We start from the raw sequence: 13,056 nt of genomic DNA, 5'->3' as shown, positions 1-13,056 counted from the left end.
GGACCCTCGGGCACGCCCAGCAATCCGGCCCATGATTCAAAGCGTGCACTGTTGACCCAGCGCTCTGTCGTCAGCGACACCAGTTCACGCACCAAGGCTTGTGCGTCCAGGCCCTCGTGGCCATGGCGCTGGGCCAGCGCGCGGGACAGCTCGTCCGCGCCGTCCAGCACGGTCTGCACCACTTCCAATTGGTACAGGTCCTGCAGCAAGGACTGCAGGCGCACCATCGAAGTCGATGGCCGCGCCGCAGCCAGGTCAGCACCCAGCGCGGCCACCAGCATCTTCAGGCCACTGGCATAGGCCTGGCTGCCGAAGCGCGCCAAGGCCAGGTCCAGCGTCTTGGCCAGCGTGGGCGCGCCCAGCACCAGGTCTTCATAGGTCTGCTGCAGCTCGGCGACGGCGGCGCTGTCGGTGCCTTGTGCACCGATCACCGCCACGGTGTTCAACCGCGTGCGGATCTGCGCACCGTGGTCGTCGTCCAGGTCGGCCAGTGCATCGCGTAAGGCCTGCAGCCGGTCGGCCGGGGCGCCGTCGCGCTGGCCTTGTTGCAGCGCGTACTGCAAGGCCAGAAACTGCTGCGTCGGATCCGGAAAGCCCTGACGCGCCATCACACCCGGGTGGCCACTGCTCTCCACCAGGCGCTTGGCCTGGGCCACCAGCTTGTCGGCCTCGGCGCCCTGGTGGGCGGCCCGCAGGTAACCCATCACCTGCTCGGCGCTCATCACCTGCAGATCGTCGCGGGCCTCGATCGATTCCTGGTCGAAGGCTTCTTCTTCGACCGACTCGGCGAAGTGCATCGACATCTCTTCGGCTGCATCCGTGGAGGGGCCGGCATCCTGCGCCGTCAGCAGCTGCACGATCTCGCCGCGGAAGCGGCCGGATTCATTGCCGCGCGCGCTCGCCGCGTCAGCCGGGCGGCCGGACGCCGGCTGCGGCTGCGGCGAGTGGATGCGCATCTCGTTCATGCGGATGTAGTGACAGCAGCGCGATTCCGGTTCCCGCCGATGCACGCGACGCCACGTGAATATTTCGGACGGCCGCTGGAACTGCCGCAGGACCGGCTGCCACACACCGACCGTCGCCCGCCACTGCCGAGCACCAACCCACCGGAGAACGCCGATGTCGCATCGCCCAGCCAGTCACTCGACACCCACCACCGAACAAGCCGCGGCCCTGATTGCCGAAGTCGAACGCACGCTGGCCGAGGGCCAGCAACAGCTGCGCTCGATGGGGCTGGATCCGGCCAAGGTGCGGGCGCTGGGACAGGCGCTGACGCCGGCCCAGCAGCAGCAAGCCGACAACGCCGTGCGCCAGGACCTGGCCGCCGTGGACCAGGAGGTGGCCGAAGCGCAGGCTCGCCTGCGGGCCGCCGAGCCTGCGGCCGGCGGGCCCAGCAAAGCGCGTCGATTCATCTGAGCCTCCCACCCCCTCCCCAGGAGCCCACCATGCCCACCGTCAATACCAACAGCGTCAGCCTGTACTCCGTCGATCTGGCGTCGATGGACATCGAATCCGCCCTGATGGCCGTGCAGACGCAGCGCGCCAACATGCTGGAGGACCAGTTGAAGGACCAGATGCTGGCGGTCCAGCAGCGCAACACGACGATCATGACGCTCAACAACATCCTGGCGGCCGTGCGTGAGGTGCGGCCCAGCGGTGACGCCACCGAGGAAGCAGACACCAGCGACGGCGGCGCGGTGCAAATCCCGACCGAGGACTACATCGCCGCCCAGCAAGACTATGTCGAGCTGCTGACCTCGATGCGCAACGCGAACCAAAGCACGCTCGACGGCATGAGCCCCGGCAGTGAAGGCTACGCCACGGCGGAGAAGCTGCTGATCAATTCGCAAGCCAGCCTCAACGCGGCCACGATCAACCTCAACAACGCGATGAGCCCCGGCGCGGGCGCCACGACCTCGATCGGCCTGAACTCGGCGCTGGCGACCTACGGCTTCACCTCCGGCACGCTGACGCAGAGCGAGTTCGATCAGCTGATCAACAACATCACCAGCCGCATCGACGGGCTCAACAGCTCGCAGCAGATGGACATGCTGCGCCTGCAGAGCCTGACCAACAAGCGCAACGAGTCCTTCGACATCATGACCAACTTCATCAAGAAGTTGCAGGACAACCGCTCGTCCATCATCGGCAACCTGCGCTGAGCATGGGGATCACGACCATGAGCACGCACGCCACCAGCGCCGGCCCGCGCCAGCAGCGCGTCAACGAAGACACCGAAGCCCTGCTGCGCCTGCTGGCCGAGGGCGGCACGCTGGGCAGCTTGATGGGCCTGGGCGCCGACGACCTGGATGCGCTGTACGCCCTGGGCCTGGGCTACTACGGCCAGGCCCGCTACACCGACGCGATGAAGGTCTTCTCGCGCCTGGTCAGCTACAGCCATGCCGAGCCGCGCTATCTGAACGCGCTGGCCTCGGCCCACCAGATGCTGGGCCACCACGAACGCGCCGTGCACTACTGGGGCGTGTCGCAACTGCTGGACACCAGCGATCCGGTGCCCACCTTCCACACCGCGCAAAGCCTGCTGGCGCTGGGACTGGTGAATGAAGCGATGGAAGCGCTGGACCTGGTGCTGCGCCAGTGCGAGCGCCAGCAACGCCACGGCAAGCTGGCCGTGCGTGCCGAAACGCTGTACGCCCTGGTGCGCAGCAAGGCCTCGGCCGGCACGGCCGCTGCCGAAGCCTGATCGACACGGAGATCGCCATGACCTTGATCACCACCCCCCATGGCAGCGGCCCGGCGCTGAACCTGCCCTTCACCGACGACCCGCTGTCGCTGGCCAGCAGCACGCCGCTGGGCACCGTGGGACAGCAGATCGGCTGGGTGCGCGACCTGGTGGCCGCGACCCTCGCGCTCAACCAACAGAGCACCGATGATGGTGTCGTCGACGACAACGGCGCCCCGGCCTTGCCCATGCCGCTGAACGACTTCTCGGGTGACCAGCTGGCGCTGATCCTGGCCGCCATCGACACCAGGATGAAGGATTCGCAGGCCAAGACGGCCAAGGAGGGCATCGAGGCGGCGCGCGCGCGCACCGAGTCGGCCAACAAGGAAATCCAGAGCAAGCTGAAGGACGCCATCGACGAGCAGAAGGACGCCGAAGGCAAGGAAAAGCAGCAGAAGATCTGGGGCTGGATCGGCAAGATCGCCGCCGTCATCGGCGCCGTCGTGGCCGTGATCACCACCGCGGCGGCCGCCGTCGTCACCGGTGCAGCGGCCGCCCCCTTGCTGGCTCTGGCCGTCGTCGGACTGGTGGCCGCGACGGTCGACCTGGCCAGTGCCATCAACCAGGAGATCTACCCCGATGCCGCAGCCTTCACACTGGGCTCGTTGATCGGCGACGCCATCATCGGCGCGATGGACAAGGCCGGCATGGGCGGCGAGCAGCGCGCCGGCTTGTCGGGCGCGGCGGCAGCGCTGGGCTTCATGCTGATGCAGCCCGACCTGGCCGGCCAGATGGCCGAGGACTCGGCGATTGCCGACGGCCGATCGCCCGACTTCGCGGCCAACCTGCGCATGGGGGTGATGATCGCCGGCGTGGTGACCACGCTGGTGGCGATGATCGTCGTCACCATTGCCAGCGGCGGCGCCAGTTCGAGCAACCTGGCCAACAGCGCCGCCAAGACCGGGGTGCAGGCGGCTGACACCGCCAGCGACGCCGCCACGATGGCGACCAAGACCGCCGACATGGCCAGCAAGGCCACCAAGGCCGTCGACATGGCGGCCAAGATCAACAAGGCGGCCAAGCTCATCCAGGGCAGCGCCTCGGTGGTCCAAGGCAGTGCGGCGATCGGCTCGGCCGTGGTGAGCATCCAGACGGCCGAGGACCTGAAGGCCGCCGAAGAGGCGCGCGCCGATGCCAAGAAGCTCGACGCCGTGGTGCTGGGCCTGCAGGCGCAGTCCGAGGAACAGCTGCAGCGCCTGAAGGACATCATCGCCGCGCTCGAAGAAGGCATGACCCAGTTCAGCCAGATGGTCGCCGCCGCCGGCGACCAGCGCGCCAACCAGATCCGCAATCTCGTGCGCGCCTGAAGCGCACTTTCGCCCACCCCACAAGGAAACGAGCATGGGACCCAAAGCCATTGACCTAGGCAGCACCGGTGGCGTCAGCTACGGTGCCGAAGAACCGCTGATCGAGGGCCTGCGTCCTGCGGCGCCTGGCCTGAGCCCTGAACAGATCGCCGAGCTGCAGCTGGCGCTGTCGGCCATCGACGGCGGGCCGGACCTGCAGGCCACGCGCGGCGTCGCCAGCCCCAGGGAGGGCGAGCGGGTCGACCCCGTAGCGCTGCACGCGGCACTGGACAGCGCCGAGTCCGACGTCAGCACCGACATCTATGCCTTCATGGCCTTGTTCACGAAGATGGCCCAGGAGATGCGCAAGACCGCCAAGGAGCAGCGCCAGACGGAGCTGCAAGCGCAGGTCTCGGCCATCAACAGCGCTGCCGACAAGATGGTCGACGCCGCCGAGAAACGCTTCGCCGCGGCGGTGGTGCAGGGGACCGTGCAGGCAGTGGGCGGGGCGATCAGCATCGGCTCGGGCGTGGGCACGTTCCGCGCAGCCAAGAGCGCGTCCGGCGCAGACCTGGAGACCGGTTCGAAGTTCCTCACCCAGCTGGGCGCCAAGCAGGGCATTGCCTCCGGCAGTGGCCAGGTGCTCTCCGGCCTGGGCAGCATCGTCTCGGGCGGCATCGAAATGTCAGCTTCGCTGGACGACGCCGAGGCCAAGCGGCTGGAGGCCGACGGCACCGCCGCGCAGGCCCGTCGCGAGTCTTCGCAAGAGATCGCGCAGAACATGTCCGATCTGATCAAGGACATCCGCGAGCAGTTGCGCGCCATGAGTCAGTCGAACATCGAAACCAACCGCGGCATGGCCCGCAACATCTGAAGGGGCCGCCGTCATGCAAGCCACCGCTACTCCCGACAGCGCCGCCAGCGCTGCTGGCGCCCGGGCCGCTTCCGCTTCCGCCGCCGCCGTGCTGGCCAAATCACTGGACGGCCTGCCCGGCGCCAAACGTTTCACGGCTGTCCAGCGCGAGAGCATGCACCGCCTGGCCTACACCGCATTGGCCAGTGGCGACTACGCACTGGCGCGGCGTTATTACGAAGGCCTGGCGGTCTACAGCGGCTCGGACGCCCGCGCCTGGCGCGGCGCCGCCGCCAGCGCGCATGCTCAGGAGGATTACCGCAGCGCCTGGCTGTACTGGACGCTGGTGACCCTGCTCGAAAACGGCCCGCCCGACGCCAGCTTCTACGCCGCGCGCTGCCAGGCGCAATTGGGCGACCTGACCGAGGCCTGCGAGGGCTTCGAGCTGGTCAGCCACGACGAGCGGGCCGATCCGGCGCTGCGCGGCCAGGCGGCGCAGATGCTGTCACTCTTGCAGCAGCGCGCGGCGTGAGAGCGACCTCGCAGCCCTTCGAAGCCCCGGATCTGCAGCTGCTGCAGGACCTGGCCTTCGTGGCCGCTGGCCAGGCCGCGGTGACCGAAGCCGATGCCATCGCCGCCGGCCTGGCGCTGCTGCGGCCGGCCCAGGCCGGCCCGGCGGTCGCGCGTGCACTGGCCCGCTTGAATGCCGGCCAGGCCGACGAGGCCGTTATTTACCTGCAACGGGAACTGGACGGGGCGGACGGTCACGAACAGGCGGTACAGCAATCGTTCCTCGGCCTGGCTTTGCAGCTGGCCGGCCGCACAAGAGACAGCCAGCGTGTGCTGCAGGCCGTGGCCGCTCATCCTGCCGCCGGCCTGGCGCGCGCGATGCTGGGCCAGCCAGACCTCAACCGGAGCCTTTGATGATCGAGATCAGCACGCTGGCGCAAACGGTGGCTGCCGTTGCGGCGGACCCGGTGCCGCTGAAGCGCGCGGCCGCACCGGACGCGGCCGCGCGCTTTGCCGAGCTGATGGCGCAGGACGCTGCGCCGGCCGCGAGCTTGCACGCAGTTGCGCCAGCACAAGCACCCGCACAAGCACCCGCATCGCCCGCGCTGTCCCCGGTCGCCGAATCGATCGCCGGCATCTACCCGCCGCGCCCGGCGACGCTGGGCGACCAGGTGCTGCAGGGCCTGCACCAGGTGCAAAACGACTTCCAGGGCCATGTGGCCGCCGTCGGCCGCATGCTGGCGCCCGGCGCCGCGCCGCTCGGCGTGCCCGAGCTGCTGCGTTTGCAGCTGGGCATGGCCCAGCTGGCGGTGCAGGTCGAGGTGGTGGGCAAGGCCATCGGCCGCAGCACGCAGAACATCGACCAGCTGGTGCGCATGCAATGAGCGACCCACGGCGCCACAACGCCGGCCGGGCGCGGGTCGCGCTGCTGTTCGCCGCCCTGTTGGTCCTGCTGGCGGCCTGCAGCGGCCGCGTCGATCTGGTGGCCTCGGTGGCCGAGGCCGAGGCCAACGAAGCCCTGGCCGCGCTGCTGGCCGCCAACGTGCAGGCCGAGAAGGTGCCAGGCAAAGAAGGCATGGTCGGCATCCGCGTCGCCCAGGGCCAGGTGGCGCAGGCGGTGGACGTGCTGAAGGCGCGTGGCCTGCCGCGCGAGCGCCATGCCGGCATGGGCGAAGTGTTCCGCAAGGAAGGCCTGATCTCCAGCCCGCTCGAAGAACGTGCCCGCTACGTTTTCGCGTTATCCCAGGAACTCTCGGGCACGCTGTCGCGGCTGGACGGCGTGCTCGTCGCGCGCGTGCACGTGGTGCTGCCCGAACGCTCGCCGGCCGGCGAGGAGACCACGCCCTCGTCGGCGGCCGTCTTCATCAAGCACCAGCCCGATGCCAACCTCGACACCGTGCAGCCGCAGATCCGCCGCCTGGTCAGCCATGCGATCCCCGGTTTGACCGGCGACCGCGTCTCGCTGGTGCTGGTGCCGGCCGCGGCCGAGCCGCAAGCTGCCGCACCGGTGGCGGCCGCCGCCGAACGCGGCGACATGTGGCGCACGGCTGCGCTGCTGTTGGGCGTGCTGGCCGTGCTGTTGCTGGCGGGCCTGGGCGCGCTGGCCTGGCAGCAGGGCCTGCTGCGGCGGCTGCTCCGCACGCCCGCGGCATGAACACCGCGCGCACGCTGACGGGCAGCCGGACCGGCGCTCTTGCGGGCACTCAAGTCGGCGCTCGCACCGGCACTCTGGCTGGCCCCCGGGCCGACGCGCAGACCGGCACCTGGCCCTACGGCCCGCACGCAGCGGCGATGCTCAGCTTCAACCAACTGCCCTCGCGCTGGCTGCATGCCAGCCGATGGACCTCTCTGTTGCCCCCCGGCTGGCCCGTGCCTGCCGCTGACAACGGCCCGGGCCATCGTCACTGTTCTGCGCTGATCCTGCGCCAGCTGGGCGCCGGCGCCGCGCCTATCACTGATTGGCAGCGTCCCGAGTGGCCGCTGGCGGTGTTGCCCGCGCCGCAGTGGGCGCAGTTGCTGCGGCGGCTGGGCCTGATGCTGGTGCAGCCGGTGCTGCGCCAGGCCATCCGCGGCGAGCAGCTGCGCGCGGCGGCCGCCGAACTGGGCGACGACGACCTGGCCTGGGCCCGCCAGCGCGCGCCGCGCTTGCCCTCGGCGCTGGAAGAATTCGCCGAGCTGCCGGCGCTGACGCTGCTGGCGGCGCGGCTGCCGCAGCTGTCCGCCGGCCTGCTGGCCCAGGGCACCGCCGCCGCGCCGGTGGCCATGCGCCAACGCCTGGCCCTGCGTGCACCGGTGCCGGCGCCGTACCGGCCCGATGTCGGTGCCACCCGCGCCGCCTGGGCGCTGACCCTGACCCTGCTCGACGATCTGGAGCCCTCATGGCGTTCGTCCTTCCCCGGCAGCCGCTGAGCGACCCCTTGCGCCCGGCGCGCTTCGGCCTGCGCCTGGCGCCCGGCACCACCGTGCTCAAGCGCGAGGACTGGCTGGTCTGGCGCGACGCCGCCGAGGCCGTGCAGGCCGCGCGGGACGAAGCCGCAGCCATCACCGTCGCCGCCGCCCAGGCCTTCGAGGCCGAGCGCTTGCGAGGTTATGCAGAAGGCCGCGAGCAAGCCCAGCTCGAGCAGGCCGAACGCATGATCGAGCAGGTCGGCCGCGCGGTGGACTACTTCAGCCGCGTCGAGCAGCGCATGGTCGAGCTGGTGATGCAGGCCGTGCAGCGTGTGATCGGCGACTTCGGCGACCGCGAGCGCGTGGTCGCGGTCGTCAAGTCGGCGCTGGCGGTCGTGCGCCACCAGAAGCAGGTCACGCTGCGGGTGGCGCCGGACCAGATGGGCGCGGTGCAGGAGGCGCAGAACGAACTGCTGGCCGCCTTTCCCGGCGTGGGCTACCTCGACGTGGTGCCCGACGCTCGCCTGAGCGCCGACGCCTGCATCCTGGAAACCGAGATCGGCATCGTCGAAGCATCGATCGCCGGGCAGTTGCAGGCATTGCATCAGGCTTTCACGGCGGTGTTGGGCAGCAGGACATGAAAAGCTTCGACTACATCCCCGAAATGCTGACGCTGGCGCTGAACGCCACGCCCACGCTCAGCATCCGCGGCCGCGTGATCCAGGTCACCGGCACCATCATCAAGGCCGTGGTGCCGACGGTGAAAGTGGGCGAGGTCTGCCTGCTGCGCAACCCCGGCGAAGCCTTCGAGATGAAGGCCGAGGTGGTCGGCTTCCAGCGCGACGCCGCGCTGCTCACACCGCTGGGCGACATGATCGGCCTGTCGGCCGCCACCGAGGTCACCCCCACCGGCCACGCGCACCGGGTGGCCGTCGGCCCCGCCCTGCTGGGCCGCGTGCTCGACGGCCTGGGCCGGCCGCTCGACGCCGACCAGCGCGGCCTGCTGGAGGCCGACACCTACTACCCGGTGTTCGCCAACGCGCCCGACCCGCTGAAGCGCCGCATCATCGACCAGCCGATCGAGCTGGGCGTGCGCGCGCTCGATGGCCTGCTGACCTGCGGCGAAGGCCAGCGCATGGGCATCTTCGCGGCGGCCGGCGGCGGCAAGAGCACGCTGCTGGGCATGCTGGTCAAGGGCGCGGCGGTGGACGTGACGGTGATCGCGCTCATCGGCGAACGCGGCCGCGAAGTGCGTGAGTTCATCGAGCATGAACTCGGCGAAGCCGGCCGCCGCAAGAGCGTGATCGTCTGCGCCACCAGCGACAAGAGCAGCATGGAGCGCGCCAAGGCCGCCTACGTGGCCACGGCCATTGCGGAGTATTTTCGCGACCAGGGCAAGCGTGTGCTGTTCCTGATGGACTCGGTGACACGCTTCGCCCGCGCCCAGCGCGAGATCGGCCTTGCCGCTGGTGAGCCACCGACACGGCGCGGTTATCCGCCCTCGGTGTTTGCCACGCTGCCCAAGCTGATGGAACGCGTGGGCATGAACGACAAGGGCTCGATCACTGCGCTGTACACCGTGCTGGTCGAAGGCGATGACATGACTGAGCCCATCGCCGACGAGACACGTTCGATCCTCGACGGCCACATCGTGCTGTCGCGCAAGCTGGCGGCGATGAACCACTACCCGGCCATCGACGTGCTGGCCTCGGCCAGCCGGGTGATGAATGCGGTGACGCCGCGGGATCACCAGCACAGCGCCGGCCGCGTGCGCGAGCTGATGGCCCGGCATGCCGAGGTGGAGCTGCTGCTGCGCATCGGTGAATACAAGCGCGGCGGTGACGCCGTCACCGACGAAGCGATCGACAAGATCGAGCGCATCCGCAGCTTTCTGCGCCAGCGCACCGATGAACGGGCCACTTTGCCGGACGCGGTCGCGCAGCTGGCCCAGCTGGCCCAACCGTTGGCATGACGATGTGGCGCGAACTGCAGCAGGTGAAGAAGTTCCGCGAACAGCAGGCGCAGACCGCCTTGCTGGCGCACCGGTCCGAACTGGCCGTGGCGCGCCGCGCGCATGAGGCCGCCGAGCTGGCGCTGCAGGCCCACCGACGGCTGGCTCAGGAACACGAGTATTCGCTCTACGCCGAGCTGTTGCGCAAGCGGGTGAAGCTGCGCGACATCGAGGATGTGCAGCACACCGTGGCGCATCTGCGGCGCACCGAACAGGACCTGGTCACGCGCCAGGAGGCGGCGGCCGCTCACGAGCGCCGCCATGAGAACGAGGCCGCGCTGGCGCAGCAGGCCCATCGCGCCGCCGAACGGGTGAAGGAGAAGTTCGACCAGATGGCCGGTCAGCACTTCGACGAAGCCGCGCGTGAGGCCGAACGCGTCGAGGACCTGGAGCTCGAGGAAGTGGCTGCACTGCGCCGCGACCGCGATGACTGGGACAGCGGCGACGAGGCCTTGCCATGAACACGCCTCCGGTGAGCCCGCGTGATGGCAATGGCCCGGGCAGCGCGACGCCTGACAGCACCAATGCCCAGACCCGGCAGCGCAGCGGCCATGACGGCACCGTGCCGGCTGCAGCCACGCCCGATGCGGCCGCCATTCCGCTGTTCGAAGCCTTGCTGGAAGACGGCGACGAGCTCCGGCCGCCCGAGGTCCTGCCGTCACCCATGGCCTTGTTCTCCCGTCTGCCTGAGCCCGCACCGGCGCAAGAGCCCGCGGCACCGCCGCCCGAATCCCCGGGCACGACATTGGCGCTGCGCATCGAGACCCTGGCCATCAGCACCGGGCAGGACGGCCACCGCCGCGTGCGCCTGAGCGTGGCCGACAACGCGCTGCCCGACACCCTAGTCGAACTGGGCCACGAGCACGGCGAGTTGCAAGTGGTCTTCTTCTGCCGCCGGCCCGAAGGCCGCGTGGCGCTGGCCGCGCAGGCGCCGCAATTGGCCGACACCCTGGCCCGGCGTCTGCAGCAAGTGGTGTCGGTCTCGGTCGGCGGCACGCAGCGCGACGAGCCCGGCCGCGTGACGGTGCAGGCGCAGCCCGGCGCCGTGCATGAAGCCCGGGGCGACGCGTGAAGCCGCCGCGCCTGACCCTCAACGAATCACGCGCCCGTGCGATGCTGGCGCGCCACGGCAGCGGGCTGGCGCTGGACCTCGGCGCGCCCTGGCTCGCCTCGCTGCAGCCGCTGCCGCTGAGCGAGGCGCCCGCCGAATGGGCCTCGGCCTGGACGCTGCAGGCCGAATGGGGCGGTGCACGCTTCGCGATTCGCGTGCCCGAAGCCGCGCTCACCACCTGGGCCGAGACTGGCACCGGCACCGGCACGGGCACGGCGCTGGAATTGAACGCCTTGCCGTTCGAGTTGCTGGCGCTGGCACTGGAGCAGGCCTGGCGCCAGCTGGCTGCCGCGCTGGCCCCGCTGCGCCGTGGCAACGCACGGCTGTCCACGGTGCAGCCCGGCACGGCGATGGCCGGCCTGCCGCACCGCGTCGCCGTGGCGCTGCAGCGGGCCGACGGGCCGTCGGCCCTGTCGATCGACGGCCCCGCGGCCTTCGACGCCGAGATCGCCACCGATGCGCTGGGCCTGCTGCTGGTCGCCGGTGCGCTGGCCCAGCGCCCGGCGCTGCCCAGCGAGCCACAGGCCGCCTTGCCGATGCCCTGCCGCCTGGCCCTCGGCTGCAGCAGCTTGACGCAAGCCCAGGCCGCCGCCCTGCGCATCGGCGACGTCGTACTTTTCCACAGCAGCTGGTGTGAACACGCCAGCGATGGAACCGCGAGGCTGTTGCTGTCCACACAAGGGCAAGCCGGCTGGCGCATCCAACTCGCCGGCGACCGCGTCCACCTGATCGAAGCCTGGAGTCCCCTCGTGCCCACCCTTGCCGCCGACAACCCGAGCACGAGTGAAACGCCCGTGCCGCTGGACGCCGTGCCCGTCACGCTGAGCTTCGACCTCGGTGAGCTGACACTGCCCTTGTCCGCGCTGCGCCAGCTGGCGCCGGGCCAGAGCTTCGAGCTCGGCCGCCCCCTGGCCGGCGCCGTGCGCGTGCGGGCCAACGGCGCGCTGGTGGGCGTGGGTGAACTGGTGGAGATCGACGGCCGGCTGGGCGTGGCGCTGACGCAACTGGGCACTGAAGCCAAAGGCGCGTGATGAGCGCCTCGGACCCGATCGCGCTGGCCATTGTCCTGGCGCTGATGGCGCTGCTGCCCACGGTGGTGGTGGTGTCGACCTCGTTCCTGAAGATCGCCATCGTGATGTCACTGCTGCGCAATGCGCTCGGCGTGCAGCAGATCCCGCCGAACATTGCGCTGTATGGCCTGGCGCTGATCCTCACGGTCTACGTGATGGCGCCGGTGGGCTACCAGATCGAACGTGAACTCACGGCCACGCCGGCCGCGGCCAGGGACGTGGGCACGCTGGTGGCCACCGTGCGGCGCGGCGCCGAGCCGCTGCGCAGCTTCATGACGCGCAACGCCACGCCGCAGCAGCGTGACTTCTTCGTGCACACCGCCCGCAAGCTGTGGGGGCCGGAGCTGGCCGCCGCGCTGCAGGCCACCGACTTCATCGTGCTGGTGCCGGCCTTCATGGTCTCGGAGCTGACGCGCGCCTTCCAGGTCGGCTTCCTGCTGTACCTGCCCTTCGTCGTGATCGACCTCATCGTCTCCAACATCCTGCTGGCGATGGGCATGATGATGGTCTCGCCGGTCACCGTCTCGCTGCCGCTCAAGCTCTTCCTGTTCGTGATGGTCGACGGCTGGACGCGGCTGATCCAGGGCCTGGTGCTGAGCTACGCATGAACACCAGTGATCTCTCCGCCTACCTCACGCAGGCGTTGTACCTGACGCTGTGGCTGTCGCTGCCGGTCATCGGTGTCGCGGCGCTGGTCGGCACGCTGGTCTCGCTGCTGCAGGCGTTGACCCAGGTGCAGGACCAGACGCTGGCCTTCGCCATCAAGCTGATCGCCGTCGGCCTGGTGCTGGCGCTCACCGCACGCTGGATGGGCGGCGAGCTGTTCAATTACACGCTGGCCATCCTGCAGGGCCTGCCGACGCTGGCGCGATGATATGAAACTTCGATCGTTGTGTGCTGTGATGCCTGGTGAGCGACGGTGCCCTTCGCTGATGACTGTTGGCGGCCCATTGCGGTCGTTCGGTTGTTGTTCTGAGAGCCGACATTCGATTGTTGAGTCCTGCGGAGTGGCCGGGATTCCGCCCCGGCGGGCGGGTAACTTCTTTCTGCTGGCTCAGAAAGAAGTCACCAAGAAAGAGAGCCA

At 69.8% G+C, this 13,056-nt stretch carries 18 protein-coding genes; 17 read left to right on the top strand and 1 reads right to left on the bottom strand.

Translation table 11 applies throughout. The features are described from left to right. On the bottom strand, positions 1-965 hold a 965-nt coding region (gene sctW / locus VLK61_RS20360; RefSeq protein WP_325423457.1), incomplete at its 3' end, for a type III secretion system gatekeeper subunit SctW. Positions 966-1,119: 154 nt separating this feature from the next. Between sctW and VLK61_RS20355 the strand changes: the two genes are divergently transcribed. The 17 genes from VLK61_RS20355 (at position 1,120) to sctS (ending at position 12,846) form a co-directional block, all read left to right on the top strand. Beyond that, positions 1,120-1,416, top strand: a complete 297-nt coding sequence (locus VLK61_RS20355) for a hypothetical protein (protein ID WP_325423456.1) — start codon at positions 1,120-1,122, stop codon at positions 1,414-1,416. 29 nt (positions 1,417-1,445) lie between these two features. Beyond that, positions 1,446-2,162, top strand: a complete 717-nt coding sequence (locus VLK61_RS20350) for a hypothetical protein (RefSeq protein WP_325423455.1) — start codon at positions 1,446-1,448, stop codon at positions 2,160-2,162. Between the two features lie 17 nt (positions 2,163-2,179). Next, the gene (locus tag VLK61_RS20345; protein WP_325423454.1) at positions 2,180-2,704 is read left to right on the top strand and encodes a SycD/LcrH family type III secretion system chaperone; all 525 of its coding nucleotides are present in this window, start codon (positions 2,180-2,182) and stop codon (positions 2,702-2,704) included. 17 nt (positions 2,705-2,721) lie between these two features. Next, positions 2,722-4,050 (top strand): type III secretion system translocon subunit SctE, encoded by a 1,329-nt coding sequence (gene sctE / locus VLK61_RS20340; protein ID WP_325423453.1) that lies wholly within the window; start codon positions 2,722-2,724, stop codon positions 4,048-4,050. Positions 4,051-4,084: 34 nt separating this feature from the next. Further along, positions 4,085-4,903, top strand: a complete 819-nt coding sequence (gene sctB, locus VLK61_RS20335; protein ID WP_325423452.1) for a type III secretion system translocon subunit SctB — start codon at positions 4,085-4,087, stop codon at positions 4,901-4,903. Between the two features lie 13 nt (positions 4,904-4,916). Further along, positions 4,917-5,414, top strand: coding sequence for a hypothetical protein (locus tag VLK61_RS20330; RefSeq protein ID WP_325423451.1), 498 nt, complete (start codon positions 4,917-4,919; stop codon positions 5,412-5,414). Continuing rightward, positions 5,411-5,806, top strand: a complete 396-nt coding sequence (locus tag VLK61_RS20325; RefSeq protein ID WP_325423450.1) for a hypothetical protein — start codon at positions 5,411-5,413, stop codon at positions 5,804-5,806. Before VLK61_RS20330 ends, VLK61_RS20325 begins: the two co-directional genes overlap by 4 nt. Then, entirely contained in the window at positions 5,806-6,276 is a 471-nt protein-coding gene (gene sctI / locus VLK61_RS20320; RefSeq protein WP_325423449.1) for a type III secretion system inner rod subunit SctI, read from the top strand. The genes VLK61_RS20325 and sctI overlap by 1 nt, the downstream gene beginning before the upstream one ends. Continuing rightward, a complete protein-coding gene (sctJ, locus tag VLK61_RS20315) occupies positions 6,273-7,046 on the top strand; it encodes a type III secretion system inner membrane ring lipoprotein SctJ (RefSeq protein WP_325423448.1) in 774 nt (257 codons plus the stop codon). Before sctI ends, sctJ begins: the two co-directional genes overlap by 4 nt. Before the next feature lie 137 nt (positions 7,047-7,183). Continuing rightward, the gene (locus VLK61_RS20310; protein ID WP_325423447.1) at positions 7,184-7,801 is read left to right on the top strand and encodes a hypothetical protein; all 618 of its coding nucleotides are present in this window, start codon (positions 7,184-7,186) and stop codon (positions 7,799-7,801) included. Then, a complete protein-coding gene (locus VLK61_RS20305; protein WP_325423446.1) occupies positions 7,771-8,421 on the top strand; it encodes an HrpE/YscL family type III secretion apparatus protein in 651 nt (216 codons plus the stop codon). The genes VLK61_RS20310 and VLK61_RS20305 overlap by 31 nt, the downstream gene beginning before the upstream one ends. Then, positions 8,418-9,752 carry a type III secretion system ATPase SctN gene (gene sctN, locus VLK61_RS20300; protein WP_325423445.1) on the top strand — a complete coding sequence of 445 codons (1,335 nt, stop codon included), beginning with the start codon at positions 8,418-8,420 and terminating at the stop codon, positions 9,750-9,752. The genes VLK61_RS20305 and sctN overlap by 4 nt, the downstream gene beginning before the upstream one ends. Before the next feature lie 2 nt (positions 9,753-9,754). Beyond that, entirely contained in the window at positions 9,755-10,252 is a 498-nt protein-coding gene (sctO, locus tag VLK61_RS20295; protein WP_325423444.1) for a type III secretion system stalk subunit SctO, read from the top strand. Beyond that, positions 10,249-10,863 carry a hypothetical protein gene (locus VLK61_RS20290; RefSeq protein WP_325423443.1) on the top strand — a complete coding sequence of 205 codons (615 nt, stop codon included), beginning with the start codon at positions 10,249-10,251 and terminating at the stop codon, positions 10,861-10,863. Before sctO ends, VLK61_RS20290 begins: the two co-directional genes overlap by 4 nt. After that, a complete protein-coding gene (sctQ, locus tag VLK61_RS20285; protein ID WP_325423442.1) occupies positions 10,860-11,933 on the top strand; it encodes a type III secretion system cytoplasmic ring protein SctQ in 1,074 nt (357 codons plus the stop codon). The genes VLK61_RS20290 and sctQ overlap by 4 nt, the downstream gene beginning before the upstream one ends. Continuing rightward, a complete protein-coding gene (gene sctR / locus VLK61_RS20280; RefSeq protein WP_325423441.1) occupies positions 11,933-12,580 on the top strand; it encodes a type III secretion system export apparatus subunit SctR in 648 nt (215 codons plus the stop codon). The genes sctQ and sctR overlap by 1 nt, the downstream gene beginning before the upstream one ends. Beyond that, positions 12,577-12,846, top strand: coding sequence for a type III secretion system export apparatus subunit SctS (sctS, locus tag VLK61_RS20275; protein ID WP_325423440.1), 270 nt, complete (start codon positions 12,577-12,579; stop codon positions 12,844-12,846). Before sctR ends, sctS begins: the two co-directional genes overlap by 4 nt. Positions 12,847-13,056 lie beyond the last annotated feature (210 nt).

It is taken from the genome of Aquabacterium sp. (assembly GCF_035476535.1).
Classification (GTDB): Bacteria; Pseudomonadota; Gammaproteobacteria; order Burkholderiales; family Burkholderiaceae_C; genus Pseudaquabacterium.
The sequence above is the reverse complement of the archived record's forward strand: the minus strand, read 5'-3'. Positions and strand labels throughout refer to the sequence as shown.

Excerpts from the sequence above, each read along its gene's own strand:
- VLK61_RS20355 (WP_325423456.1), top strand. The coding sequence starts at position 1,120 with ATGTCGCATCGCCCAGCCAGTCACTCGACACCCACCACCGAACAAGCC.
- sctR (WP_325423441.1), top strand. The coding sequence starts at position 11,933 with ATGAGCGCCTCGGACCCGATCGCGCTGGCCATTGTCCTGGCGCTGATG.
- VLK61_RS20350 (WP_325423455.1), top strand. The coding sequence starts at position 1,446 with ATGCCCACCGTCAATACCAACAGCGTCAGCCTGTACTCCGTCGATCTG.
- sctN (WP_325423445.1), top strand. The coding sequence starts at position 8,418 with ATGAAAAGCTTCGACTACATCCCCGAAATGCTGACGCTGGCGCTGAAC.
- sctS (WP_325423440.1), top strand. The coding sequence starts at position 12,577 with ATGAACACCAGTGATCTCTCCGCCTACCTCACGCAGGCGTTGTACCTG.
- VLK61_RS20290 (WP_325423443.1), top strand. The coding sequence starts at position 10,249 with ATGAACACGCCTCCGGTGAGCCCGCGTGATGGCAATGGCCCGGGCAGC.
- sctJ (WP_325423448.1), top strand. The coding sequence starts at position 6,273 with ATGAGCGACCCACGGCGCCACAACGCCGGCCGGGCGCGGGTCGCGCTG.
- VLK61_RS20305 (WP_325423446.1), top strand. The coding sequence starts at position 7,771 with ATGGCGTTCGTCCTTCCCCGGCAGCCGCTGAGCGACCCCTTGCGCCCG.
- sctB (WP_325423452.1), top strand. The coding sequence starts at position 4,085 with ATGGGACCCAAAGCCATTGACCTAGGCAGCACCGGTGGCGTCAGCTAC.
- sctI (WP_325423449.1), top strand. The coding sequence starts at position 5,806 with ATGATCGAGATCAGCACGCTGGCGCAAACGGTGGCTGCCGTTGCGGCG.
- VLK61_RS20310 (WP_325423447.1), top strand. The coding sequence starts at position 7,184 with ATGCTCAGCTTCAACCAACTGCCCTCGCGCTGGCTGCATGCCAGCCGA.
- VLK61_RS20345 (WP_325423454.1), top strand. The coding sequence starts at position 2,180 with ATGAGCACGCACGCCACCAGCGCCGGCCCGCGCCAGCAGCGCGTCAAC.
- sctE (WP_325423453.1), top strand. The coding sequence starts at position 2,722 with ATGACCTTGATCACCACCCCCCATGGCAGCGGCCCGGCGCTGAACCTG.
- VLK61_RS20330 (WP_325423451.1), top strand. The coding sequence starts at position 4,917 with ATGCAAGCCACCGCTACTCCCGACAGCGCCGCCAGCGCTGCTGGCGCC.
- sctO (WP_325423444.1), top strand. The coding sequence starts at position 9,755 with ATGTGGCGCGAACTGCAGCAGGTGAAGAAGTTCCGCGAACAGCAGGCG.